Below are 25,384 nucleotides of genomic sequence, written 5' to 3'. Positions count from 1 at the left end.
CGCCGCGTGCGCAGACCGAATGTGCTTCCCCGCCTGCTAGGTTCGGGCGGGTGAGCGGACATGACAGCTATGGCGGTGACATCTTCGCCGGCCACGCGCGCGCCAGAAAACGGGTGGTACCGCAGGTGACGGCGGACCGCGACCTGGTCGTGGAGGACGCGGCCAGCGGATTCTGCGGCGCCGTGGTCGGATTCGATCGCAGCTACGACGGCGAGTTCGTGAAACTCGAGGACGCGCGCGGAGCGGTCCGGCTGTTCGCGATGCGCGAGGCCGCGTTCCTGATCGACGGCGAGCCGGTCACGTTGATCCGGCCGGCCGCCGCCGCGCCGAAGAAGGAGACGCGCTCGGCCTCCGGATCCACCCGGGTGGAGGGCCTGCGCGCGCGGGTCGCCCGGACCAGCCGGATCTGGGTGGAGGGCGTGCACGACGCGGCGCTGGTCGAGCGGGTGTGGGGACACGATCTGCGGGTCGAAGGCGTGGTCGTCGAACATCTGGAGGGGCTGGACAATCTGGGCGAGCGGCTCACCGAGTTCGCGCCGGGACCGGGTCGCCGGGTCGGGGTGCTGGTCGACCATCTGGTCACCGGATCGAAGGAAACCCAACTCACCACCGGGCTCGGCCCGAACGTGCTCGTCACCGGTCATCCGTTCATCGACGTCTGGCAGGCGGTGCGGCCGGCGACGGTCGGGATCGAGGCGTGGCCGAACGTGCCGCGCGGCGAAGACTGGAAAACGGGTATTTGCGATCGGCTCGGCTGGGGCACCCCGCAGGAAGGGTGGCGGCGCGTCTACGGCTCGGTGGAGTCGTTCCGCGACTTGGAGGCTCCGCTCATCGGCGCGGTCGAGCGGCTCATCGACTTCGTCACAGAACCGGAATAACCCGGCCGACCTGGTCGCTCGCGCCGCTGCTCAGGAATGCCCTTTCCGGGAATGCCCGCGAATAACCGTCACCCTTTATGCTCGATAATTATGTGCTCTCCTAGTGCCACGCTGACGGTGTGGGCCGGCTCCTGGCTGGCCGGCTGTAGCGCGCCCGACGACGTATTGGAGGCCCTGCACGCGTGGGCGCCCCAGCACACCATCGCCGCCGGTGACCCGATCACGGGTGGTCGCACGGACCTGCCGTGGTCGTCCAGGGGCAACCTGCCCGGCACCGGAATGATGGCGCTGCTCAAGGTGATTCGGGAAAGCATGGCCCAGCCCGGCGCGCAGCTGCGGCTGGTGCTGCCGGTGCCCGGCGACGTGCGCGGCCTGCCCACCGGCACCGCCTTCGCGGCCGACGCGATCGAGGCCGAGGAGGGTCTGCTGATCGGGGTGCCCGGTACCGACGGCACCGGTCTGATCCCGCAGTGGACCGACGAGGACACGTTGCAATGGGCCGTCTACAGCACGCCGATTCCGCCGGCGCCGGGGCAGGACATGTCGCTCGGTGAGGCCGAATACGCGATGCGCGAAGCGGTCCGCGACGCGGCCGACGCGCTGCTGCAACTGCACACCACGTCGGTCGGCTCGGCGGACTCGGATCCGCGCGAGCTCATCGAGGCCGAGCTCGCCGACTACTCGCGGCACGACTACCCGGACTCGATCCCGTTGCGGGCCAGGAAGATTCTCGACACCGCCGACCACGTGGCGGCGATACTCACTGTGGCGCAACGAGAACCGGCATCCTCACCGACCTCGGCGAGTGCCATCGGCGCCCAGGAGTCACTACTACGCCCGTTGTGGGACGCGATCCGCGCCGCGCGGCTGGTGGCCATTCACGCGGCGGCGCGCAGCACGCCGTGAGGTCTGGCGCTCGATCGCGGTCGCGACCTGGGCGAACGTTCACGCCGGCGGTATTTCTGCTTGAATGAATCGACACTCCGGCCCTCTCAGCAGGCGGTATGACATGCAACTCCCCCGTCGCGGTGCCGCGACCCTGGTCGCCGCGTTGATCGCGCTCGGTCTGCCCGCCGCGGCGCCCGCGTCGGCGATCGTCGGTGGTACCGAGACCGAGGCGAGCGCCTATCCGTGGCTCGGCGCGGTCGGCAGTCCGCTGTTCTTCACGCGCCCCTCCGGCCAGTTCTGCGGTGGGGCGCTGATCTCCCCCGATCAGGTGCTCACCGCGGCGCACTGCGTTTCGCTCGCGCAACTGGTCGCCCAGGCGGTCACGGTTACCTTCGGCCGCACCGACTTACGCGACTCCGGCGGAGTCACGGTGCACGTCAAGGACATTCGGATCCATCCGGGCTTCGACGACACCGACTTCGACGGCGAGACCGTGCATCACAACGATCTGGCGATTCTCACCCTCGATCGTCCGCAGCCCGGTCCGTTCGTGAAAGTCGCTGCCGCACAGGGAAACACCGGAACGATTCTCGGCTGGGGTGCTACGTCGGAGTCCGACGAGTCGAACACCCACCTGCGCAGCGCCGGCGTCCCACTCGTTTCGGATGCCGACTGCGCCGCGGCGTACGGTTCCGCGTTCGATCCGAACGAGATGCTGTGCGCCGGCTCCCCCGAAGCCGACACCGCCGAATACGACAGCGGCGGACCGCTTCTCGTCGACGGACAGTTGGCCGGCCTCACCTCATGGGGCAAGGGCGCCGCCCGCCCAGGCTTCCCAGGGGTCTACACGAAGCTGTCCGCCGTCAAGTTCTGAGCCACAAACGCACGCCTCCTGATTTCCCGCACCGAAAATTGCATGCGATTTTCGGTGCGGGAAATCAGAAATGGTGCGGATTGGCCAGCGCCTGGCCGGCTGGCTACTGATACGGCTGCGGCGGGTACTGCTGCTGCGGCTGCTGGGGCGTGTACGGCTGCTGGTACTGCTGTTGCGGCGCGTACTGCTGGCCCGGATAGGGCTGCTGCTGCCCCTGGTACTGCTGCGGCGAATACTGCTGCTGCTGGGCCGGATACGGCTGCTGACCGGGATATTGCTGCTGTCCCGGGTACTGCTGCTGTCCATACGGCTGCTGATAAGGCTGCGGCGCATTGTGCTGCTGCGGGAACTGCGTCTGCTGCTGCTGGTTGTTCGAGTTCTTCTTGCGCGAGATCACGACGAGCACCACGATGCCGAGCAGAACCAGGCCCAGACACACGAACCCGACCACCCATGAACCGCCGCTGTTCCCCCCATGGCTACCGCGGCGTCGAGCTTCGGTCGTCTCCAGTCCGGCTGCCCAGACGGTCTGGTCGGACCAGACCTGCGGATCGAGCAACCCCGCGCCGGTCAACATTTCGGTATAGATCATCCAATTTCATCTTTCGCCCCGCTTCGGCTTTCTCCGAAGGCGAAGCGATGCTATCGCAACCCGACTCGCGTCACTCAACGACCGCTGGACGCCGCTGCGGCGCACAGCAACCGATGGCGCACGGCGTGCCGTTCAGCGTGCAGCCGTAGCCGGGAACCTCGCCGAGGTGCCGGGAGGCGGTGTCGTTCAGCTGCTCATCGATCAATTCGACGACCAGCTGAGCGAAGCGCGGATCGGTGCCGGGGGTGGCCGCGCGGGCGAAGGCCATGCCGAGTTCGGCGGCTTTCTCCTTGGCCTCGTTGTCCAGATCCCAGATCACCTCGAGGTGATCGGACACGAAACCGACGGGACAGACGATGACCGCCTCGACGTTCTTGGCGGCCAGATCGTCGAGATGATCGACGATGTCCGGGTCGAGCCACGGCACCTGCGGCGGGCCGGAACGCGACTGCCAGACGACGTCGTAATCGGTGAAACCGGTTGCGGCGGCGGCCAATCGAGCGGCTTCGGCGACCTGACGGCTGTACAGATGCCCACCGTCGGCGGGCGGTCCCGCGGCGGTGTCGGCACTGATCGGCACCGAGTGTGCGGTGAACACGAGCCGCACACCCGCGCGACGTTCAGCCGGAAGTTCTTCCCGCGCCGCACGAATCGCATCGGCGAAGGCCTCGATCAACAGCGGATGGTCGAAGTACTGACGCAGCTTGACCAGATCCGGCGCATCGGCGCCGAAAGCGGTTCGCGCCCTGGTGATGTCCTCGTGATACTGCAGGCATCCCGAGTACCCACCCCACGCCGACGTGGGGAACACCAGTGCGGAGCGAACACCGTCGGCGGCCATCCGCGCGACGGTGTCCTCCACCATCGGAGCCCAGTTCCGGTTACCGAAGTACACCGGGAGATCGATTCCGGCCGTGGCCAATTCGGCCTCGACCGCGGCGATGATGTCCCGGTTGAGCGCATTGATCGGCGAGACGCCGCCGAAGTGCAGGTAGTGCTGGGCGACTTCTTCGAGCCGTGTCCGCGGCACGCCCCGGCCCCGAGTGACGTTCTCCAGGAACGGCATCACGTCCTCGGGGCGTTCCGGACCGCCGAAGGACAGCAGCAGCAGCGCATCCGCAGCCCGAACCACAATGCCCTCCTCGGAGATCAGTTGATCGACATGCCCTCGGGGAACCAGGTGTTGTGGCTGGCTCCGCCGTCGACGTAGATGATCGATGCGGTGGTGCCCGGCAGCCAGTCCGACAGCAGCGCGACGATGGACTTGGCCACCACCGTCGGGTCGTCGACGTCCCAGCCGATCGGCGAAGCGCCGTCCCAGTACTCGTTGAGCTGGTTCAGCTTGGCGGCGTCGTCGGTCGCGGTGCCCGCGATGGCCTTGGCGGCCAGGGTCTTGATCGGGCCGGCGGCGATCAGATTCGAGCGAATCTTCTTGGCGGCGCCCACCTCTCGCGCCACGTACCGGTTGACCGACTCGAGCGCGGCCTTGGCCACACCCATCCAGTTGTAGTACGGCATCGCGGTGCGCGGATCGAAGTCCATGCCGACGATCGAGCCGCGCTCGTTCATCACCGGCAGCACCGCGCGGGCCAGCGACGCGTAGCTCCACGCGGAGATCTCGAACGCCTTGGCCGCATCCGGGCCCGGGCCCTCGAGGAACGGACGCGCCTCCGGACCCATCAGGGTGCGCGGCGCGAACGCGATCGAGTGCAGCACGCCGTCGACGCCCTCGGGCGCCAGCTCGCGCACCTTGTCCGCCAGCTCAGCGAGGTTCTCCTCGTTGGTGACGTCGAGCGGGATGGCCGGGGGGACCTCTTGCGGCAGCCGCTTGGCGATCCGGTCGATCAGCCGCAGCCGCTCCGGAATGCCGGTGATGATCACCTTCGCGCCCTGCTCCTGCGCGACGGCGGCCGCGTGGAACGCGATCGACGAGTCGGTGATGATGCCGGTGACCAGAATGGTCTTACCTTCGAGCAGTCCGCCCATAAGTTTTCGGTTCTCCTGGAGTCGAGTGTGGAATTGCTTGCGGCCGCCGAGGTTTCGGTGCCGCGGGGTCCGTCAGGTCAGTGGCCCATGCCCATGCCGCCGTCGACCGGGATGATCGCGCCGGACACGTAGCGGGAATCCTCGGAGGCCAGGAAGCTGACCACGGCCGCGACGTCTTCGGGCTGGCCGAGGCGCTGCAGCGGGATGAACTTCTTGGCGGTGTCGCGCAGATCGTCGGGCAGATCCTTGGTCATGTCGGTCTCGATGAAGCCCGGCGCGACCACGTTCGCGGTGATCGAGCGCGAGCCGAGCTCACGGGTGATCGAACGCGCGAGACCGACGACGCCGGCCTTGGACGAGGCGTAGTTGATCTGGCCGGGGCCACCACCGAGGCCGACGACCGAGCCGAGGAAGATCATCCGGCCCCAGCGCGCCCGCAGCATCGCGCGATTGGCCCGCTTGGCACAGCGGAACGCACCGGTCAGGTTCGCGTCGATGACCTTGGTGAACTGCTCCTCGGTCATCCGCATGAGCAGCGTGTCGTCGGTGATGCCCGCGTTCGCGACGAGCACCTCGACCGGACCCTGCTTCTCCTCGACCTCGCTGAAGGCCGCATCGACCGAAGCACTATCGGTCACATCGCATTTCACGCCGAGCATGCCTTCCGGCGCGCCGGACCCACGATGCGTGACAGCCACCTTGTGACCGTCGGCCAGCAGCCGCTGCGCGACCGCGAGCCCGATGCCGCGATTACCGCCGGTGACGAGGACGGACCGGGATGTGATGTTCGACATGACGATCAACCTATCTGGTGAGGTTCGGACGCCGCGCCTCGGCTCTACCCCTTGGTAGATGCCACAAGTCGCATGGCGTTACGGCAGGCGTTGACGATAAAGCAATCCGGTGACGACGCCCGCGGCGACCAGCAGCATGCCGAGCAACAACCACGGCCGGCTCGCATCGCCCCTGGTCATCTCGTAACCGATCTGCTGTTCGAGGGTGTCGTAGACGGCGGTCAGTTCCGCGAGGCTGGACGCGGTGTAGAAATCGCCGCCGGAGAGCTTGGCTATCTCGCGCAACGAGTCGTTGTCGACCGGCACCTTGACCCGCTGGGAACCCTGTCCGTCCTGGTCAGGGATCTCCACCGAGCCCCATTCGGTGCCGAACGAGATCGTCGACACCGGGATGTTCTTGTTCTTGGCCAGGCGCGCGGCGGTGAAGCCGTGCCGCGGATTGTCGACGTCCTTGTCGTCCGGCACGGTCTGCTTGCCGTCCGACATCAGCACGATGCGCGCGGGCGGCGGGGTCTCCGCGCCGCCGAGCACGGAGGCCAGGGTGTCGATGGAATTGAGCGCGGTGAAGATGCCCTCACCGGTCGCGGTGCGCTCGGCCAGTTTGATGTTGTCGATAGCGGCCTTGACGGCTTCCCGGTTGGTGGTCGGCGAGACCATCACCGAGGCGGTGCCGGCGAAGGTGACGAAGCCGAGGTTGATGCCGGGGGTGAGTCCGTCGACGAACTCCTTGCCTGCCTTCTGCGCGACCTGCAACCGGCTCGGCGGCACGTCGGTCGCCTCCATGGACAGCGAAACGTCCATCACCAGAATGACGGTCGCGCGATTGCGCGGCACCTTCTTGACCGCGGTCGGCCCGGCGGCCGCGACGGTCAGGAAGACCAGGCCGACCAGCATCAGCGCGACCGGCACATGCCGGAACTGACTCGGCCGCGACGGGGCGACCTTCTCCAGCAGCTCCATATTCGAGAACTGCAGCATGTGCTTGTGCCTGCTGCGCTGGACCAGGATGTAGCCGAGCGCGATCAGCGCGACGACGGCCAGGAAACCGAGCCAGATCTGCGCGGTGAAATGCGAAATACTCACTGGCGTGGCACCCGCCCGGTCGGGGCGCCCAAGCTGTGGCGCCGGGTGGACACGAACCGGACCACGTCGGAGATCCAGTCCCGATCGGTCTGCAGGGTGAGCACCGGTGCGCCGCAACTGCGCAACGCCTCTTCGACCTGATTCCGGTGCCGTTGCGCGGCGGCCGCGAAATCGGCGCGCAGCGTGGGCGTCACGCTGAATTCGCGGGTGCGCCCGGTCTCCGGGTCGTGCAGCACGACGTCGCCGACGTCGGGCAGCGACAGGTCGCGCGGGTCGAGCACCTCCACCGCGAGCAGGTCGTGGCGCGCGGAGATGGCGCGCAGCGAACGCTGCCAGTCGATGTCGCCGAGGAAGTCGCTGATGATCACCGCGAGGCCGCGCTTGCGCTGCGGGCGGCGCAGCGATTCGATGCCGCCACGCAGGTCGCCGCGCACGCCGTCGCGGGCGTGCGGGGTGGTCGCGATGCTGCGCAGCAGCGATTGGGCGTGCACCCGGCCGCTGCGCGCGGGCACCCGGACCAGTTCCTCGCCGGTCGCGACGACGGCGCCGATCCGGTTGCCGCCACCGCTGGTGAGATGGGTGATGGCGGCCGCGGCGGCGATCGCCAGGTCGCGCTTCTGGCACAGCGCGGTGCCGAAGTCGAGGCTGGCCGACAGGTCGACGACCATCCAGGTTTCCAGCTCCCGGTCGGCGATGCTCTGCCGCACGTGCGGATGGGTGGTGCGGGCGGTGACCGACCAATCCATCTGCCGCACATCGTCACCCGGCTGATAGGTGCGCGCCTCGCCCGGCTCGGAGCCGGGTCCGGGAATCAGGCCGAGGTGGTCGCCGTGCAGCACGCCGTCGAGCCGGCGGCGCACCGTGAGCTCGAGCGTTTTCAGCGCCGCGGTCAGCCGCGGGTCGGTCAGCTCGCCCGCGTGGAAAGACGGCGGAGCATGGGGTGACCGTGCCGCTGGGGGTTGGTAGGGAGGCGGAGCCGACCGGGGGTGGGTAGACACTGCGGGAAGCGGTTCCGGCGCTGCGGTCACTTGTTCTGAACGTTGCCGGCGGGCTGGGACTGCTGCCCGTTCGGCGGCTGCGGAACGGCCTGCGGCACCTGCTGCGGTTGCTGGGCAGGCTGCGGCGCGGGACCGTTCTGCGGCGAAAGCTGTTGCGGCGCACCGGCGGGCGGCGCGGCGGGCGCACCAGGGGCGACGGCCTGCGGGGCGACCTGCGGCATGCCGACGGTCTGCAACACCCGCGTGATCACTTCCTCCGGGCTGATCTCGTCGGCCAGCGCGTCGTAGGACAGCACCAGCCGGTGACGCAGCACGTCCGGGATGACCTCGACGACGTCCTGCGGCACCACGTAGTCGCGGCCGCGGATCAGCGCGACGGCGCGGGCCGCGGCGATGATGCCGAGGCTGGCGCGGGGCGAGGCGCCGTAGGCGATCCAGCTGGCCACATCCTGCATGCCGAAGTCGGCAGGCTTGCGGGTCGCCGCGATCACCCGGACCACGTAGTCGACCAGCGCGTGGTGCACGAACACGGTGGCCGCGACCTGCTGCAGGCGGACCACGTCCTCCGGGGTCAGGATGCGCGTCGCCTCCGGCGGGGTGACACCCATCCGGTAGATGATCTCGCGTTCCTCCTCGACCGAGGGGTAGTCGACGACGACCTTGAACAGGAAGCGGTCGCGCTGCGCCTCGGGCAGCGGGTACACACCTTCGCTCTCGATCGGGTTCTGCGTCGCCATCACCAGGAACGGGTTGGGCATCGGGTAGGTCTTGCCGCCGATCGAGACGTGCCGCTCGGCCATCACCTCGAGCAGCGCCGACTGCACCTTGGCGGGCGCGCGGTTGATCTCGTCGGCGAGTACGAAGTTCGCCACGACCGGGCCGAGCTCGGTGTCGAATTCCTCGCGGCCCTGCCGGTAGATACGGGTACCGATGAGGTCGGTGGGTACCAGGTCCGGAGTGAACTGCACCCGGGAGAACGAGCCGCCGATCACCTTGGCGAAGGTCTCCACGGCCAGCGTCTTCGCGATGCCGGGCACGCCCTCGAGCAACACGTGACCACGCGCGAGCACGCCCACGAGCAGTCGTTCGACCAGCCGATCCTGGCCGACGATTACCCGCTTGACCTCATAGATCGCCTTCTCCAGGGTCTGGACGTCACGCTCCAGGGTGTCGGGCGTGGACGCTGGCGCATCTTTCGCCAATTTCGCCCCGCTCACACCGTCTGTCGAAGTCACCAACATCCCCGCTTTCGCCTTGGTCCTGTGCGTGCTGCCACAACTATTCCAGGTAATGGCCGTATGTGCCGCAACCGGACCCGACATGAAGGGAATTCAAAGCTTTCAGATGTCCGGTTCGGTCGATCCGCGGCACGGCGAAGGATAAACGTCAGCTGACGATCCGCACCGCGTACGGCATGATGCCACCCTCGCGCACCGACGTCACCCGGACGACCTCGCCGGACTCCGGCGCCTCGATCATCTGCCCGTTACCCAGGTACAGCGCGACATGCTCGCTGGCGTTCGCACCCCAGAACAGCATGTCGCCGCGGGCGCGCTGATCGACCGGCACGCGAGTGCCCGCGTTGTACTGGTACCCGCTGTAGTGCGGCAGCGAAACCCCGATCCCGGCAAAGGCATAGATCATCAGGCCGGAGCAGTCGAAGCCGATCTTGTTGAAGTCGCCGTAGCTGTCGGCGACGCCGCCGTCGTGGATGCCGTAGGTCGGGCCGTCCTCGTCGCCGCCGCCCCAGGCGTAGATGACGCCGAGCTGAGACATGGCGCGGTCGACCACCGTCTCGACCGCCGCGGAGCCGCCGACGGACGGCAGGCTCGGACGCGGGGTGCTGCGGCGCGGCGGGGGCGAATTCTCCATTTGGGTATGCGGGCGCTTGCCGTCGCCGAGCTGGCCGGCCCGGCCCTGGGCGTTCTGGTCGGCGGCGGCGCGGGCAGCGGCGGCCGCGGCTGCGGCGCGCACTGCGGCCTCTTCGGCCTTGCGCTGCTGTTCCCAGTTCAAGTAGGCGTCCCGCTGTCCTTGTAATCCGGCGACGTTCTGCCGGGCGAAGTCCAAGCGGCCCTGCGCATCCTGGCGCTGGCGTTGCAGGTTGTCCCGCTGCACCGTCTGCTGATCGAGCGCGGCCTTCGCGGCGACGACCGCGTGCTCGGCGTCCTGCTTGGCCTGGTCGGCGGCCGCGGCGGCCGCGTCGGCGTCCGACTTCGCTTGGCGCGCACTGGAGTTCTTGTTGCCCTGGTCGATCTGCGCGCGGCGTAGGCCGTCGAGGACCTGCTGCTGGTTCTTCGAGACCAAGGATAGGAGCTGGGCCTGGTCCAGGGCGGCGGCCGGCGTGGCCGCGGCTAGGTAGACGACCATGGACTCGGCCGCGGGGCGGGTGTAGGCCTGGGCGGCGAACTGGTCGAAGTTGCGCCGGGCCGCGCCGACTTTCGTTCCGGCGTCGGCCAATTCGCGCTGGGTGTTGTCGACGACGACGGCGGCCGCGTCGGCGGCGTCGCGCGCGTTCTGTAGATCTACGAGGGCCTTGTTCACCTCTTCGCGCTTGCGCGCGACCTCGCTGTCGAGCTGCTGCAACTGCTGGTCGACCACCGCGACCTGATTGATCAGCCCGCCGACCTCGGTCACGCCCGCGTCGACTTGGGCTCCGGCACCGGCGATCTCGCCGTCACTCGGGTTCGGCGGGGCGGGGGGCACCGCGGCGGCGGGTCCGGCCAGGACTACCGCGACCGACACCAGCAACCCCAGAGCGATCCCCAGCGGACGCCGATAGGCGGCTTCGCCGTTGTTGCGCATCGCACCTCCCAAGGACCCGAACCCAGCAACGCCCCACGAGCACCAACCACACCTACAGGCTCGATGGTGGGCAGATAACCCCTGACAACACTCTTTCCCCATCGGTAACTACACGACCGTACGACACTCGAGTCACCAAAGGAACTCCAGCCACAGAATGACAGGCGCGTAATTTTGCCTTTGCCTGGAAATAGCCGGATGCGGCAAAGGTTTCCGAGCGGTATTACATACCGGTCGTCAGGGAAAGTAGCTGGTTAGCAACCAGCTATGCGGTGGAGGCCCGATCGCCGTCCGAATCTGAAACAGACACCGGCGTGGCGGGTTCGGCACGCCGACGCGACTTCACGAAGTAGAGCCCGATCACGACCGCCGCGGTGCCCGCGAGCAACACACTGGCGATCGTGGTCCAGGAGACGGCTTCCGGCTGCTCCAGCTTGGCCACGAACTGTTGGGCCGCCTCGGCGGAGTGACCTCCGTTGAACTTCGCCTTGTCCTCGGCCCACTCGAGCCGGACCCGGGAGATCGAGTCGCTGTAGGTGCCCGCCCAGTCATCGCTCAGCACGAGGACGGTGCCCTGCTGATCCTTGCCGATAGTGGTGGCCAGGTCACGCAGGCTTTCGTGGCCGGGAGCGCCGGGCACGATCACGATGTTCAGCGGGATTCCGTGCGCGTTCGCGTCGGCGGCGACCGACGCCAGCTCCGACTGATCCTTACCGTCGAGCGTGGCGACGTGATTGTCGGCCAGGTCGGCCTTGATGGTGGCGACGGTGTCCTCGGTGACGTTCGGCGGCAGGCCGGCGGCCATGGGGGTGAAAACCGAGGTGTGCGAGACGGTCATCTTCCATCCGGTCTGTCGAGCCGCATCGGCATCCGAAGCGACGTGCATCCAACACTGCTGGGCGAGCGCAACGCCACCCGGCTGGCTCCGAAAGCACAGTACGCGACGGAGAGTCGGTGCACGCGCAGACGGCACGCGACGCGCCCCCGCGCGGCCGCGTGGGCGGCCCTGGAGCAGACTGAGCGGGCGGGGCCGATGCGCTCACAGGACAAGCGTACTGTTAAGGTCGTAGCGCGAGGAACCGGCGCACTCGGCGTCGGAGCAACCTGCAAAGACTCGGTCGCCGGCACAGCCCCGCCGACGGCCAACCCTCACAGACGAGTGGAGCTGACGTGACGACAAGTATCGATACTTTCGGCGCCAAGGGCACCCTCGAGGTCGGAAGCAACTCCTACGAGATCTTCCGCCTCTCCGCCGTGCCCGGCACCAAGAAACTCCCCTACGCACTCAAGGTCCTCGCGGAGAACCTGCTCCGCACCGAGGACGGCGCGAACATCACCGCCGACCACATCCGCGCCATCGCGGACTGGGACGCCTCGGCCGAGCCGAGCATCGAGATCCAGTTCACTCCGGCCCGCGTGATCATGCAGGACTTCACCGGCGTGCCCTGCATCGTCGACCTCGCCACCATGCGGGAGGCCGTGCAGACCCTCGGCGGCGACCCGGACAAGGTCAACCCGCTCGCGCCCGCCGAGATGGTCATCGACCACTCGGTGATCATCGACGTGTTCGGCCGCGCCGACGCGCTGGAGCGCAACGTCGACATCGAATACTCGCGCAACCGCGAGCGCTACCAGTTCCTGCGCTGGGGCCAGGGCGCGTTCGACGACTTCAAGGTCGTCCCCCCGGGCACCGGCATCGTGCACCAGGTCAACATCGAGCACCTGGCCCGCACCGTCATGGTCCGCAACGGCCAGGCCTACCCGGACACCTGCGTCGGCACCGACTCGCACACCACGATGGTCAACGGCCTCGGCGTATTGGGTTGGGGCGTCGGCGGAATCGAGGCCGAGGCGGCCATGCTCGGCCAGCCCGTCTCCATGCTGATCCCGCGCGTCGTCGGCTTCAAGCTGACCGGTGAGATCAAGCCCGGCGTCACCGCCACCGACGTGGTGCTCACCGTCACCGACATGCTGCGCAAGCACGGCGTGGTCGGCAAGTTCGTCGAGTTCTACGGCAAGGGCGTCGCCGAGGTGCCGCTGGCGAACCGCGCGACCCTGGGCAACATGAGCCCCGAATTCGGTTCCACCGCAGCGATCTTCCCGATCGACGAGGTGACCATCGACTACCTGCGCCTGACCGGTCGCAGCGACGACCAGCTCGCGCTGGTCGAGGCGTACGCCAAAGAGCAGGGCATGTGGCACGACGCCGAGCACGAGCCGGTGTACTCGGAGTACATGGAGCTCGACCTGGGCGACGTGGTCCCGTCGATCGCAGGCCCGAAGCGTCCGCAGGACCGAATCCTGTTGTCGGACTCCAAGACCGCGTTCCGCAAGGACATCCACAACTACACCAACGACGCGGAGAGCGGCCCCGCCGCCGCCACCCCGCACACACACCTGGACGAGGCGATCGAGGAGTCCTTCCCGGCCAGCGATCCGGCCGTGCTGTCCTTCGCCGACGACGACGCGGTGCTGATCCCGTCCGCCGCGAACGGCGCCGTCGGCCGCCCGAGCAAGCCGGTCAAGGTGTCCTCGGAGGAGTACGGCGACTTCGTGCTCGACCACGGCGCGGTGGTGGTCGCCTCGATCACCTCCTGCACCAACACCTCCAACCCGTCGGTCATGCTCGGCGCCGCGCTGCTCGCGCGCAACGCCGTCGAGAAGGGCCTGACCTCCAAGCCGTGGGTGAAGACCTCCATGGCGCCGGGTTCGCAGGTCGTCAACGACTACTACAACAAGGCCGGCCTGTGGCCCTACCTGGAGAAGCTCGGCTTCTTCCTGGTCGGCTACGGCTGCGCCACCTGCATCGGCAACACCGGCCCGCTGCCGGAGGCCGTGTCCAAGGCGATCAACGACAACGACCTCTCGGTCACCGCCGTGCTGTCCGGCAACCGCAACTTCGAAGGCCGCATCTCCCCCGACGTGAAGATGAACTACCTGGCCTCGCCGCCGCTGGTCATCGCCTACGCGCTCGCCGGAACGATGGACTTCGACTTCGAGCACGACGCGCTCGGCCAGGACGCCGACGGCAACGACGTGTTCCTGAAGGACATCTGGCCGTCCTCGAAGGAGATCGAGGAGACCATCGGCACCGCGATCAGCCAGGACATGTTCATCAAGTCCTACGCCGACGTGTTCAAGGGTGACGAGCGCTGGCGCGGCCTGGAGACCCCCGAGGGCAAGATCTTCGACTGGGACGCCGACTCCACCTACGTGCGCAAGCCTCCGTACTTCGACGGCATGCCGCAGAACCCGGAGCCGGTCACCGACATCTCCGGCGCGCGGGTGCTCGCCCTGCTCGGCGACTCGGTCACCACCGACCACATCTCCCCCGCGGGCAACATCAAGGCCGGCACGCCGGCCGCGCAGTACCTCGAGGGTCACGGCGTCGAGCGCAAGGACTACAACTCCTACGGCTCGCGGCGCGGTAACCACGAGGTGATGATCCGCGGCACCTTCGCCAACATCCGGCTGCGCAACCAGCTCCTGGACGACGTCTCGGGCGGTTACACCCGCGACTTCACCCAGGACGGCGGCCCGCAGGCCTTCATCTACGACGCCTCGCAGAACTACCAGGCCGCGGGCATCCCGCTGGTCGTGCTCGGCGGCAAGGAGTACGGCTCGGGTTCCTCGCGCGACTGGGCGGCCAAGGGCACCTCGCTGCTCGGCGTGAAGGCCGTCATCACCGAGTCGTTCGAGCGCATCCACCGCTCGAATCTCATTGGCATGGGCGTCATTCCGCTGCAGTTCCCGGCCGGCGAGTCGGCCGCGTCGCTGAAGCTGGACGGCACCGAGACCTTCGACATCGAGGGCATCACCAAGCTGAACGAGGGCACGACGCCGAAGACCCTGAAGGTCACCGCCACCAAGGAGAACGGTGACAAGATCACCTTCGACGCCGTGGTCCGGATCGACACCCCCGGTGAGGCCGATTACTACCGCAACGGCGGCATCCTGCAGTACGTGCTGCGCAACATGATTCGCGGCTGATCACGCACACGCCGTTAGTCGAGGGTCCGCGCACCGCGTTTTCGCGGTGCGCGGACTTCTCACACCTCTTGGAGGAGCACGCCCGCTATGCCCAAAGTCAGTGATGATCACCTCGCCGCCCGGCGCAGCCAGATTCTCGACGGGGCGCGGCGTTGCTTTGCCGAATACGGGTACGAGGGCGCCACGGTCCGCCGGCTGGAGGAGGAGATCGGCCTGTCCCGCGGCGCCATCTTCCACCACTTCCGGGACAAGGACGCGCTGTTCCTCGCGCTGGCGCAGGAGGACGCCGAACGGATGGCCGACGTCGCGGCCAACCAGGGCATCGTCGGGGTGATGCGGGACATGCTCGCCCATCCCGAGCAATTCAATTGGCTGGGAACGCGTTTGGAGATCGCGCGCCGGCTGCGTACCGATCCTGAGTTCCGTGCGGGGTGGACTCAGCGGTCGGCGGAGTTGACCGCGGCGACGTTGGCTCGGTTGGAGCGGCGCAAGGCTGCGGGGGCGTTGCGCGATGACGTGCCTACCGATGTGTTGCTCGGGTACCTGGATCTGGTGCTGGATGGGTTGATCGCGCGGATCGCGTCGGGGCATACCAATGAGAACCTCACTGCGGTACTGGATCTCGTGGAAGCTTCGGTGCGCCGTCGCGACTGAGTTCGCGGATGGCCTGCCGCGCGAATCCCACTGAGCCGCACCACTTCTGATTTCCCGCACCGAAAATTGCATGCGATTTTCGGTGCGGGAAATCAAGAATGGTGCGGGAAGTAATGAGGCATGCGGGAGTCAGCAGGGGCGGGCGGGATTCGGCAAGGGCGGGCGGGATTCAGCAGGCCGTGCGGGAGTCAGCAGGGGCGGGTGTAGGGCACTGCGGGGAGCAGGCTGCGCCACTCTTGCTCGTCCAGCATGGCGGATGAGGACGAGCAGAGCTTTTCCGCGACTGCGGCCGGGTCGGTGTACCAGAGGGTGGAGAGTTGGTCGCCGACGCCGAGCAGGCGGGATTCGTCGGCGGGGTCGAAGCGTAAGAACCAGGTCCAGCCGATTTTGGCCTCGATCGGGTCGCCGTGTGCGCGCAGGTGGGATGGGTCGGTGATGTCCCAGAGGCGGGCCGTTTCGTCCGCGCCGCCGGAGGCCAGGCGGTGGCCGGACTCGTCCATTGCCAGCGTTCGGATGGTGGCTGTGTGGGCGCGGACCGCGTCCAGTTCGCGGGCCTTCGCCGGATCGGTGATGTCCCACGAGCGGATCATGCCGCGGTCGTCGCCGGTGAACAGGGTTTTGCCGTCGGGGGCGAAGAGCAGGGCGCGGGCTTTTGCGCCGTGCAGGTCGAGGGAGACCGGGGCCGACTTTGCTGGATCGGTGATGTCCCACAAGTGAATTCGGGCGTCGTCGGCCGCCGCGACCAAGGGGCGGTCGGGCGCGAAGGCGGCCAGTTCGAGTTGCCGGTCGCGTCCGGTCACCAAGGGTCCGCCGAGCGGGCGCGGGGCGGTTCGGTCGGAGACGTCCCACAGCTGCAACGACCGGTGGCCCACGCCGGTGAGCAACCGATCTCCCTTCGGGGCGAAGGCAATCGGCTCGGTGGCGGGCACCGCGCCCAGTGGTGCGGGGCGGGCGCGGTCGGCCAGACTCCACAGCCGGACCTCGTCGGTGCCGGTGGTGGCCAGCAGGGTGCCGTCCGGTCGCAGTGCCACCTGCGTTCCGTGGCGGTCCGGCGGGCCCGCCCGCACCTCGCTGAGCATCGAACTGAGCAGTGGGGTGCCGGTATCCCACACGGCCACTTCACCATCGCGGAAGCCGCCGACCAGCGTCTTGCTCGCCTGGTCGAAGCCGAGCGAGGTGAGCGAGCTGGCGAACACGATGGGTAGGCGCGCGCCCGCCTGGCTCCAGGTCCGGAGCTTTCCGTCGGCGCCCGCGCTGATCGCGGTGGTGTTCGTGACCACCATCAGTGACTGCACCGCGGCACTGTTCACCAGGTCCAGGACGACGGGTGACACGCGGTCGAGGCGGCTGGTGTTCCATTCTCTGGCGGTGCCGCCCGAGTCGGTGACCACGACTGCGCGCCCGTCGAGCCAATACTGCAAGCCCGAAATCGGTACGGGGCGAGTCTGTTTCCGGTCGACGAGCTGGGGCCGGTCGCGGTCGCGGGCGTCCCAGAACAGCAGTTGGCCGTCGGCGGTGCCCGCGGCGAGCCGGCCGAGGGCGCCGAAGGCGAGCGCCTGCACGGCTCCGCCGCTGTCGAGCGGAGTGCCGACCGGGCGCGGCTGTTCGGCGTCGTCGACGGCCCATAAACGCACGGTGTGGTCGTCGCCCGCGGTGGCGAGCATCGGCGCGTCCGGCGCGATGGCCATGGTCTTGATCGCGGTCGGGTGTGCGCCGAGGACCGCGCCGAGTCGCCGAATGGCTTGGGGTGCAGTGATATCGAGGAAGGCCAAGGTTCCGTCGTTGCTGCCGACGGCCAGTGTGCGACCGCCGGGCAAGAAGATGGCGGTGGTGAGCGGGGCTCCGTTGTCGAAGGTCCCGGCCGGGCTCGCCTTGCCTGGCTCGTGGATGTCCCACAGTCGCAGCGTGCCAGCGGAATCGATGCTGGCCAGCATGGTGCCGTCTTGGTTGAATTCGACGGATTCGACCGCGCCTCGATGCCCGTTCAGGGGTGGTCCGATCTGGGTGAGCGCGCTGGGATTCGCTATGTCCCACAGCTTTACGAGGCCGTCGCTGCCGGCGGTGGCCACCAGGCGGTGGCTCGAGCTGAAGGCCAGGCGGCGGATGGGACCGTCGTGGGCGGCTGTCGTGACGAGCTCGATCGGCTGCACTTGGGCGGCCAGCAGACGAGCCCTGGCCGCGGGATCTGCGGGATCCAAACGGTAGGCGGCGAGCGCGAGCTGGGTGGACAGCACCGGGTCGGCGTTCTCGACGCGTTCGGATTGGTCGACGAGTTGACTGAGCACCGTGTCCTTGTGCTCCTGCGTGACGGTCGCGCGCTGACCGACCACCACGACCGAAAGCACCAGTGCCATTACGGTTAGCACGCCGACGGCGGACAGGAAGGCACGCCAGCGGAGGGTGCGGGTACGGTGCCGAGCCTGCGACGCCGAGACGAACTCGCGGGCGAGCCGGTTGGACGACTCCGTGCGTCGCATCCATCCGGTCGCGTTCTCCAGGCGAGTCTTGGTGTACAGCAGTGATATCGGACGTTCCATCCGCGCCCACTCGCGGGCGTCGGCCTCGATGCGCTGGCGGTCGGCGGCGAATTCCCTTTCCTCGGAAAGCCATTCGGCCAGCCGGGGCCAGCCGGTGAGTAGCAGCTCGTGCACCAGCTCGATATCGTCGTTGTACTGCACCAGGATTCGGCCCGAGATCAGCTTGGCGATCGCGGTGCGGGCGGCTTCCGGATCGGCCGATTCCTCGATCAGCAGTTCGACGGGCATCCGGTTGCGCACCACGGTGGTCGGTTCGGTGATGGTCAGCGCGACGAGGACCTGCCGGGCGGTTACCTGCTCGCGGGCGGTGAGCTGGGACCAGACCGACTCGCAGCTGATCGCGCACGCACCGCTGAGTCCGCCCGCCTGGCGATAACCGTCGACGGTCAGTGTGCGGCCGTGGCGATTCGCCCAGGTCATAGACAGGGCGAGGGACAACAGCGGGAGCCGGACCGCGCTGTTGGCCTGGATGGCGCCCAGATCCTGCAACACCACTTCGACCAGACTGTCGTCCACCCGCAGGCCCGTGGCCTCGGCGGGGCGGACGATCACCTCGCGCAGCTCCGACAGGGTCATCGGGTCGAGCAGCATCGCGTGCTGGCGCAGCGGTTCCACCGTCCACGAGTACCGCAGGAAGGCGTGCAGCAACTCGTGCAGGAAGGCGATGTCGAACGCGGCGACGACGGTGGTCGGCGGCTCGGCGGCGGGATCGGCGAGGGCGGTCAGCCGACGTAGGAACTGTTGGCGCAGTGCGTCATCCGTGCACAGCGTGAACAGCTCCTCGCCGTGATCGATGAGCAGCAGCCTGCGGGCCGGCGGCTGATCCGCCAGCACGACATCCAAGGCCGCCACCGGGTCGTGGCCGGGACTCATGGCGATCGCGGTGCGCGGTCCCGGCGCGGCCCGGAGACCGGCGGCGAGCAGGGACGACTTACCGATGCCGGACGGGCCGAGCAGCAGCGCCGCAGCCGGTCGATCACTCGACTCGACCGCCGAAATCAGTTCGAGCAGGCGCTGTTTCGCGTCGGTCCGGCCGAAGAACAGATCACTGTCCTCGACCCGGTACGACTGGAGCCCGCGATAGGGTGCGCGATCGGCGTCGATCCCCGGCGGCTCGACCTTGGCCGCCTCCCAGTCCTGGTGCCAGCGTTCCAGATCGAGCAGGGTGGGATCGATCCGCGGGTTATCCGGGGTCCGGCGACGTGCGTCCGCGATCAGGACCTCCAGCACCGGACGGACCGAGTCGAACACGGCCGGCGTGCGCTGCCCGCGCCGCCAGTCACTGATCCGTTGAAAGGTGATTTTGCCGGCGCCCTGCGGGAGGCGGGCGTTCGCGGCTCGGACCACCGACTTCAGCGGGGGTCCGCCGGCGGCGGCGAAGAGGTCGCTGAGCCGGTCGGCGAACAGACGGCGACCCTCGGCCCGGCTCGGGGCGGCGACGTTTCGTTGGTCGACCACGGCGGGTTATCCGCGGGGAGGTGTCGGCTTGGGACAGACCAGCGAACCGAACAATCGCATGTTCACCACCATGGGGTCGGGTGTCCAGGAATTGCGTGCTGAGCTGAGGAAACGCTGGCGTTGCGGGCCGGTTCCAGCGATCAATTGAGCATACCAGTCGGTCTGTTCAGTGCGGGCTCGCTGCGCTTCGGTGGCGCGCACCGCGATCGTGGTGCGCGCCACCCGGCTCGCTACGACTGCACTAGGAGAACTGCGTATTGCACCGCGGGGACGAGCCCCAAGGCCGTCGCCAGCATCATGCCGATCCCAATCGTGAGCCGCCGGTGGCGCGACCACCAGCCGACGTGATCCCCGTTCCGCGAAACGGTTTCGGAGGCATCGGCGTTCTGCGTGTTGTAGCCGAACCCGATTGGCGCGGAACTGATATCGAGCAATCCCTCAGGCCTGGTATGCAGGTTAGGGTTCATCTCGAACTCCTCTGTTCGTCGTATTCCGTTGCGAGCGAACGGGTCCGGCCGATCAACAAAGCGATCATCAGTCCGCGATCGTCCGCCCTGCACTTCCGTCGGGCCGTGAAGTCACGCGCGAACCGCCCTTCACCGAGTTTCGTCCTGTACTCGCCGGTCGCCGGATCGCTCAAAACTTCGGGCCAGGGCAACTATTCGGCGGCCAACACGGTGCACGTTTCGACCGAGAACGCGATGGAATGCGTGAACGCCGGGGCGGTAGACCCAAGCCCCACTCCTGGTGTGAAGTCGGCGTCCGCAAGGGGTAGGGCTCATATCGAACTCCCATGTTCGTCGTATTCCGTTACGAGCGAATGGGTCCGGCCGGTCGACAAAGCGATCAGTCCGAGCTGTTCGCCCTGCCTTCCGTCGCGCCGTGAAGCCACGCTCGAACTGCCCTTCACCGCGTGCGTCCCGTACTCGCCGGTCGCCGGATCGCTCGAAACTCCGGGCCAAGGCAACAATTCGGCGGCCAACACGGTGCACGTTTTCGACCGAGAACGCGATGGAATGTGTGAACGAAGGGCGGTACACCCAAGCCCTACTCATGGCGTGGAGTCGGCGTCCGCCAAGGTTCGGCTGCGAACGAATGGTCCGCCCGACGACGGTTCAGACCGTCACCAGTTCGCGGTCGTTCACGCCCACCCCTTCCGCCAAACCGGTATCAATATGCGGCGCAACGGAACTCGTGTACGCCGTGCCATACGCCCGAGGCCCTACCTGCGGTGCGGGCTCGATGTACTGCCGCGGCGTGGGCTCCGAGTACTGCCACGGGGCAGGCTCGGCGTACTGCCGCGGTGCTGGTTCCACGTACGGAGCGGGCTCGCTGTACTGCCACGGTTCGGCATACGGCTGCGGTGCCGGTTGCGCGTACGGCTGCGGCGCGGGCTCCGAGTACTGCCACGGCTGGGCATACGGGGCAGGCTCCGAGTACGGCCGGGGCTGAACCTGCGGGGCAGGCTCGCTGTACTGCCACGGCTCGACGTACGGTCCGGGCTCGATCCTCGGAGCGGGCTCGCTGTACTTCCACGGTTCCACGCGCGGAGCAGGCTCGGAGTACGGCCGAGGCTGGATCTGCGGAGCGGGCTCACTGTACGGCTGCGGCGCAGGTCCGGTGTAGGGCCGAGGCTCTACACGCGGCTCGACGTACGGCCGGGGCTCGAACTGCGGAGCGGGCTCGCTGTACGGCTGCGGCACGGGTCCGGTGAAGGGCCGAGGCTCTACACGCGGCTCGGCGTACGGCCGGGGCTCGAACTGCGGAGCGGGCTCGCTGTACGGCTGCGGCACGGGTCCGGTGAAGGGCCGAGGCTCTACACGCGGCTCGACGTACGGCCGGGGCTCGAACTGCGGGGCCGGCTCGCTGTACGGCCGCGGTGCAGGCCCGGTGTAGGGCCTGGGCTCCACCCGAGGCTCGGCATAGGGCCCCGGCTGAACCTGCGGAGCGGGCTCGCTGTACGGACCGGGTTGCGTGCGCGGGGCGGTCTCGCCATAGGGCGAAGGCGCTGTGCGCGGGCCGGTTTCGCCATTTGGCGACGGTGCTGTGCGGGGACCGTTCTCACCGTAAGGCGCGGGTGCCGTCTCACCATTGGGTGCAGGCGCTGTGCGCGGCCCGCTCTCACCGAAAGGCGAAGGCGCTGTGCGCGGCGAAGATTCGCCGAACGGCGGCTGCGACGGAGCCGGGCCCGTCTCACCGTAAGGCGACGGCGCTGTACGAGGAGCATGCTCCCCGAAGGGCGACGGCGCGGTCCGCGGTGCCTCACCGAAAGGCGAAGGGGCAGTGCGCGGGGCTTCACCGAACGGCGACGGAGCCGGACCAACCTGGCCGTAGGGGGAAGGGGCCGGAGCACCGAACGGTGCTGGACCAACCTGGCCGTAAGGCGAAGGGGCCGGGGCAGCGAACGGACCCGGAGCCGCCTGGCCATAGGGCGAGGGCGCACCGAACGGCGACGGGACCGGAGCCTGGCCGTAAGGCGAAGGCGAGGGGGCACCGAACGGCGAGGGCGTGCTCCTCGGGACCTCGGGTGCGAATCCGGTCAGCAGCGACCCGATCAGCTCCTCGAAGAGTGCGGCGCCCTCCATCTCCTCCAGCACCGGAATCATCAGGAACAGCATCGACAGCATCCCGAGCGTCAGCAGCACCACGAACGCCGCGGGCACGCCGAACTCCAGCAACGGCACGCCGATCACTGTCACCAGCGCCAGCCCGGTGGCGGCCGTCGCAGCCGCGGCCGCACCCGCCATCAGCGTCCCGATCAGCACCGTGCCGACCGCACCGGCAATCATGCCGCCGACCGCGAGCAGCGCAGCACCACCGCCAGCCAGCAGACCGGCCAGCGCGCCGAGCGCGAACACACCGAACCCGAGCAGCACCGGCAGCGTGAACAGCGCCCCGCTGAACAGCACCGCTGCACCCAGACCAAGTGCTCCGAGCACCTCCGGCGCGGCCAGCAACGCACCACCGAACAGCACCGCCGCACCCAGACCAAGCACGCCAAGCACCTCGGGTGCCGCCAACAACGCACCACCGAACAGCACCGCCGCACCCAGACCAAGCACGCCAAGCACCTCCGGCGCGGCCAACAACGCACCACCGAACAGCACCGCCGCACCCAGACCAAGCACGCCAAGCACCTCCGGCGCGGCCAACAACGCACCACCGAACAGCACCGCCGCACCCAGACCAAGCACGCCAAGCACCTCCGGCGCGGCCAACAACGCACCACCGAACAGCACCGCCGCACCCAGACCAAGCACGCCAAGCACCTCCGGCGCGGCCAACAACGCACCACCGAACAGCACCGCCGCACCCAGACCAAGCACGCCAAGCACCTCCGGCGCGGCCAACAACGCACCACCGAACAGCACCGCCGCACCCAGACCAAGCACGCCAAGCACCTCCGGCGCGGCCAACAACGCACCACCGAACAGCACCGCCGCACCCAGACCAAGCACGCCAAGCACCTCCGGCGCGGCCAACAACGCACCACCGAACAGCACCGCCGCACCCAGACCAAGCACGCCAAGCACCTCCGGCGCGGCCAACAACGCACCACCGAACAGCACCGCCGCACCCAGACCAAGCACGCCAAGCACCTCCGGCGCGGCCAACAACGCGCCACCGACCAGTACGGCCGCACCCAGAGCAAGCGCTCCGAGCACCGGTACTGCGATGGCGATCTCGAACGGCAAGGCCAGCACTTCGAGGCCGGCAAGCACTGCACCGATCCCGAGCACCGCGGGAATCGCGATCGGGGCGAGCAGAATTGCACCGATCGCCAGCGCACCGATGATCTCCGGCGCGGCCAGCACCGCGAGCGCGCCGGCGGCACCGAACACCATAGTGCCGAGCAGCAGTCCACCGCCGATGATCATCGGCAGATCAAGGAACGGCAGCATCGCATCGTGCCTCCCCAGCAGGCCGCCATCATTCAGCATGCCGCGAGCAGTGTTCAGGTTCAGCATCGACCCAACCGCCACGGCCGGATCACCGATCAACTGCCGCAAGCCAGAACCCAAGCCCAGCAACAGATCCCCACCACCTGCGGACTGGCCGAACAACGGGCTCAGCAGCGAACCAAGACCGGTCGCAGCCGGATCACCGACAAGCTGCCGCAAGCCGCTGACCAAGCCCGACAACGGGTCCCCACCATCCGTCGCCTGGCCGAACAACGGGCTCAGCAATGAACCGAGACCAGTCGCAGCCGGGTCCGCGACGAGCTGCCGCAGACCGGCGATCAAGCCCGACGACGACTCGCCGCCACCTGCGACCTGACCGAGCAACGGAGTCAGCAACGAACCGAAACCGGTCACGGCCGGATCGCCGACGAGCTCCTGCAAGCCAATGGCCAAGCCCGACAACAGATCCCCGCTACCCGCAGCCTGGCCAAGCAATGAATCCCCGCCACCCGCCGCCGCCTGGCTGAACAACGGATTCAGCAACGAGCCGAAGCCAGTCACGGCCGGATCACCGACAAGCTGCCGCAGACCGGTGGCCAAACCAGGCAACAGGTCCCCGCCGTCTGCCGCCTGGCCAAGCAACGGATTCAGCAGCGAACCGAGACCGGTCATGGCCGGATCACCAATGAACTGCCGCAAACCAATGGCCAAGCCCGGCAACGGATTCCCGCCACCTGTGGCCTGGCCGAGCAACGAATCCCCGCCGCCCGTTGCTTGGCCGGGCGACGGATTCAGCAGATTGCGTAGGGCGTCGGTCGGGTCTGCCCCGGGTGTCGGGAAGCTGAATGGGCTGCGGGCCTGGTCGGCCATGTTTTCGAGAGGTGCGCCGAGTAGGTCGCGGCGGACGCCGGCCTGTTCGATGGCCTCATCTACGAAGGCGAGGAGGTCTCGGACGGGTTGGCCGAGCGGTCCGGTCGGGGCAGGCGCGTTGGCGAGTTGGCCCAGATCGACTGTGTCGGCAAGTTGCCCGGCAACCGACGCCAGTTCGGCGATCGGTGGTGGCGAGGCTACGCCCGGGTTCGGGGTGGCCGCGTCGGCGGGAGTCAGGCCTGCGGGCAGTGCGGTACGCGGAGGCGCGGGCAGATCGTGGATCAGCTCGCTCGTGCCGTCGGCCTGCGGGGTCGCGGGCACTGGGTCGAGTGCGGTGAGCGCCTGGCCGACCACGGTCTGCACGACCGGACCCCAGGTCGCCGCGAGGTCATCGAGTTCCGGGACCCCGGTGGGTGGCGGCACCGAGTCGCCGAACTCGGTCACTGCCCGGCGGATTTCTGGCACCGCGATGGAGACCACCGAGTTCACGCCGGAAACGATGTCGCTCGGGTCGGCGGGAACAGGTGGTGGTGACTCGGCGGCGGCCTGACCGGTCGACAACAGGACGGTGGCCAGCGAGGCGACCGCGGCCGCGGCGTAGCGACCCTTGCGGTGCCGCGCGCCGGGCGTGGTTACCCGGCGACGTTTGTGTGTTGCAAACATACGAGGACCTTTCGATCGAGGTGGTGCAGCGAGTACGCGGCCGGATCGGAGGTGGCCGGACGGACTCGCGCCGAGCTCTCCGAATGGGGATGAATTCGCCGGTCGGACCGGCCTGCCGCACCGGATGCGCACACTGTCCGTGACCACAAACCGGTGATTGCGGCGGTGGTCGTAACGCGGACGAGGATTGCGCCGCTGGAGTCGCGAGAGCACAGATACGCGCGTTGCTCGGCACGTGCGCCCCACGGGAACGGCGATCGCGACCTGGATGGACAGGTCGCGGAACACCCACTTGGCGGCGGGCCGTGCACCGGTCGCATGTCGGATCGGGAGCGCAGGACGACCGACGCACGTGCGGTAGCTACTTTTCCGCATCTCTCGTAACTGGTCATGCTTCCAGGTTTGGGAAGCGACA

General features: G+C 68.2%; 17 protein-coding genes. 5 read left to right on the top strand and 12 right to left on the bottom strand.

Going from position 1 to position 25,384, the window contains the following annotated elements; all coding sequences use genetic code 11:
• Positions 1-50: 50 nt before the first annotated feature.
• The 3 genes from F3087_RS24815 (at position 51) to F3087_RS24805 (ending at position 2,640) form a co-directional block, all read left to right on the top strand.
• The gene (locus F3087_RS24815) at positions 51-878 is read left to right on the top strand and encodes a DUF3097 domain-containing protein (RefSeq protein WP_150404440.1); all 828 of its coding nucleotides are present in this window, start codon (positions 51-53) and stop codon (positions 876-878) included.
• A 90-nt stretch (positions 879-968) separates the two neighbouring features.
• On the top strand, positions 969-1,784 hold the full coding sequence (locus F3087_RS24810; RefSeq protein WP_150404439.1) for a hypothetical protein: 816 nt from the start codon (positions 969-971) through the stop codon (positions 1,782-1,784).
• Between the two features lie 103 nt (positions 1,785-1,887).
• Positions 1,888-2,640: a serine protease gene (locus F3087_RS24805; protein ID WP_150404438.1), complete on the top strand. Its 753-nt coding sequence runs from the start codon at positions 1,888-1,890 to the stop codon at positions 2,638-2,640.
• Positions 2,641-2,743: 103 nt separating this feature from the next.
• Here the strand turns inward: F3087_RS24805 and F3087_RS46050 are convergent, their stop codons facing one another.
• The 9 genes from F3087_RS46050 to F3087_RS24760 form a co-directional block, all read right to left on the bottom strand.
• The gene (locus F3087_RS46050; protein ID WP_191094128.1) at positions 2,744-3,232 is read right to left on the bottom strand and encodes a hypothetical protein; all 489 of its coding nucleotides are present in this window, start codon (positions 3,230-3,232) and stop codon (positions 2,744-2,746) included.
• 70 nt (positions 3,233-3,302) lie between these two features.
• Positions 3,303-4,364 carry a ferrochelatase gene (locus F3087_RS24795; RefSeq protein WP_150404437.1) on the bottom strand — a complete coding sequence of 354 codons (1,062 nt, stop codon included), beginning with the start codon at positions 4,362-4,364 and terminating at the stop codon, positions 3,303-3,305.
• Positions 4,365-4,381: 17 nt separating this feature from the next.
• Positions 4,382-5,218 (bottom strand): NADH-dependent enoyl-ACP reductase InhA, encoded by an 837-nt coding sequence (gene inhA, locus F3087_RS24790; protein ID WP_150404436.1) that lies wholly within the window; start codon positions 5,216-5,218, stop codon positions 4,382-4,384.
• Positions 5,219-5,295: 77 nt separating this feature from the next.
• A complete protein-coding gene (fabG1, locus tag F3087_RS24785; RefSeq protein WP_150404435.1) occupies positions 5,296-6,012 on the bottom strand; it encodes a 3-oxoacyl-ACP reductase FabG1 in 717 nt (238 codons plus the stop codon).
• A gap of 78 nt (positions 6,013-6,090) precedes the next feature.
• A complete protein-coding gene (locus tag F3087_RS24780) occupies positions 6,091-7,095 on the bottom strand; it encodes a VWA domain-containing protein (protein ID WP_150404434.1) in 1,005 nt (334 codons plus the stop codon).
• Positions 7,092-8,093, bottom strand: a complete 1,002-nt coding sequence (locus tag F3087_RS24775) for a DUF58 domain-containing protein (RefSeq protein ID WP_150404433.1) — start codon at positions 8,091-8,093, stop codon at positions 7,092-7,094. Before F3087_RS24775 ends, F3087_RS24780 begins: the two co-directional genes overlap by 4 nt.
• Before the next feature lie 26 nt (positions 8,094-8,119).
• Positions 8,120-9,334: an AAA family ATPase gene (locus F3087_RS24770; RefSeq protein ID WP_150404432.1), complete on the bottom strand. Its 1,215-nt coding sequence runs from the start codon at positions 9,332-9,334 to the stop codon at positions 8,120-8,122.
• A gap of 145 nt (positions 9,335-9,479) precedes the next feature.
• Positions 9,480-10,895 carry an NlpC/P60 family protein gene (locus tag F3087_RS24765; protein ID WP_150404431.1) on the bottom strand — a complete coding sequence of 472 codons (1,416 nt, stop codon included), beginning with the start codon at positions 10,893-10,895 and terminating at the stop codon, positions 9,480-9,482.
• A gap of 265 nt (positions 10,896-11,160) precedes the next feature.
• Positions 11,161-11,733 carry an Rv1476 family membrane protein gene (locus F3087_RS24760; protein ID WP_150404430.1) on the bottom strand — a complete coding sequence of 191 codons (573 nt, stop codon included), beginning with the start codon at positions 11,731-11,733 and terminating at the stop codon, positions 11,161-11,163.
• Positions 11,734-12,065: 332 nt separating this feature from the next.
• Between F3087_RS24760 and F3087_RS24755 the strand changes: the two genes are divergently transcribed.
• Together F3087_RS24755 and F3087_RS24750 are read left to right on the top strand one after the other, a co-directional pair.
• Positions 12,066-14,885 carry an aconitate hydratase gene (locus tag F3087_RS24755; protein ID WP_150404429.1) on the top strand — a complete coding sequence of 940 codons (2,820 nt, stop codon included), beginning with the start codon at positions 12,066-12,068 and terminating at the stop codon, positions 14,883-14,885.
• An 87-nt stretch (positions 14,886-14,972) separates the two neighbouring features.
• Complete coding sequence (locus F3087_RS24750) at positions 14,973-15,539, top strand: TetR/AcrR family transcriptional regulator (protein WP_147132001.1); 567 nt, start codon at positions 14,973-14,975, stop codon at positions 15,537-15,539.
• Positions 15,540-15,727: 188 nt separating this feature from the next.
• On the opposite strand, the gene F3087_RS24745 is transcribed toward F3087_RS24750, so the two are convergent.
• The 3 genes from F3087_RS24745 to F3087_RS24735 all read right to left on the bottom strand — a co-directional run bounded on the left by F3087_RS24745 (position 15,728) and on the right by F3087_RS24735 (position 24,969).
• On the bottom strand, positions 15,728-19,534 hold the full coding sequence (locus F3087_RS24745) for an AAA family ATPase (RefSeq protein WP_150404428.1): 3,807 nt from the start codon (positions 19,532-19,534) through the stop codon (positions 15,728-15,730).
• 230 nt (positions 19,535-19,764) lie between these two features.
• A complete protein-coding gene (locus tag F3087_RS24740) occupies positions 19,765-20,001 on the bottom strand; it encodes a hypothetical protein (protein ID WP_150404427.1) in 237 nt (78 codons plus the stop codon).
• A 648-nt stretch (positions 20,002-20,649) separates the two neighbouring features.
• On the bottom strand, positions 20,650-24,969 hold the full coding sequence (locus F3087_RS24735; protein WP_150404426.1) for a hypothetical protein: 4,320 nt from the start codon (positions 24,967-24,969) through the stop codon (positions 20,650-20,652).
• Positions 24,970-25,384: the final 415 nt, after the last annotated feature.

This window comes from Nocardia colli (assembly GCF_008704205.1).
GTDB classification, from domain to species: Bacteria; Actinomycetota; Actinomycetes; order Mycobacteriales; family Mycobacteriaceae; genus Nocardia; species Nocardia colli.
Note: the sequence above shows the minus strand (reverse complement) of the source record. Positions and strands in the feature narration are given on the sequence as shown.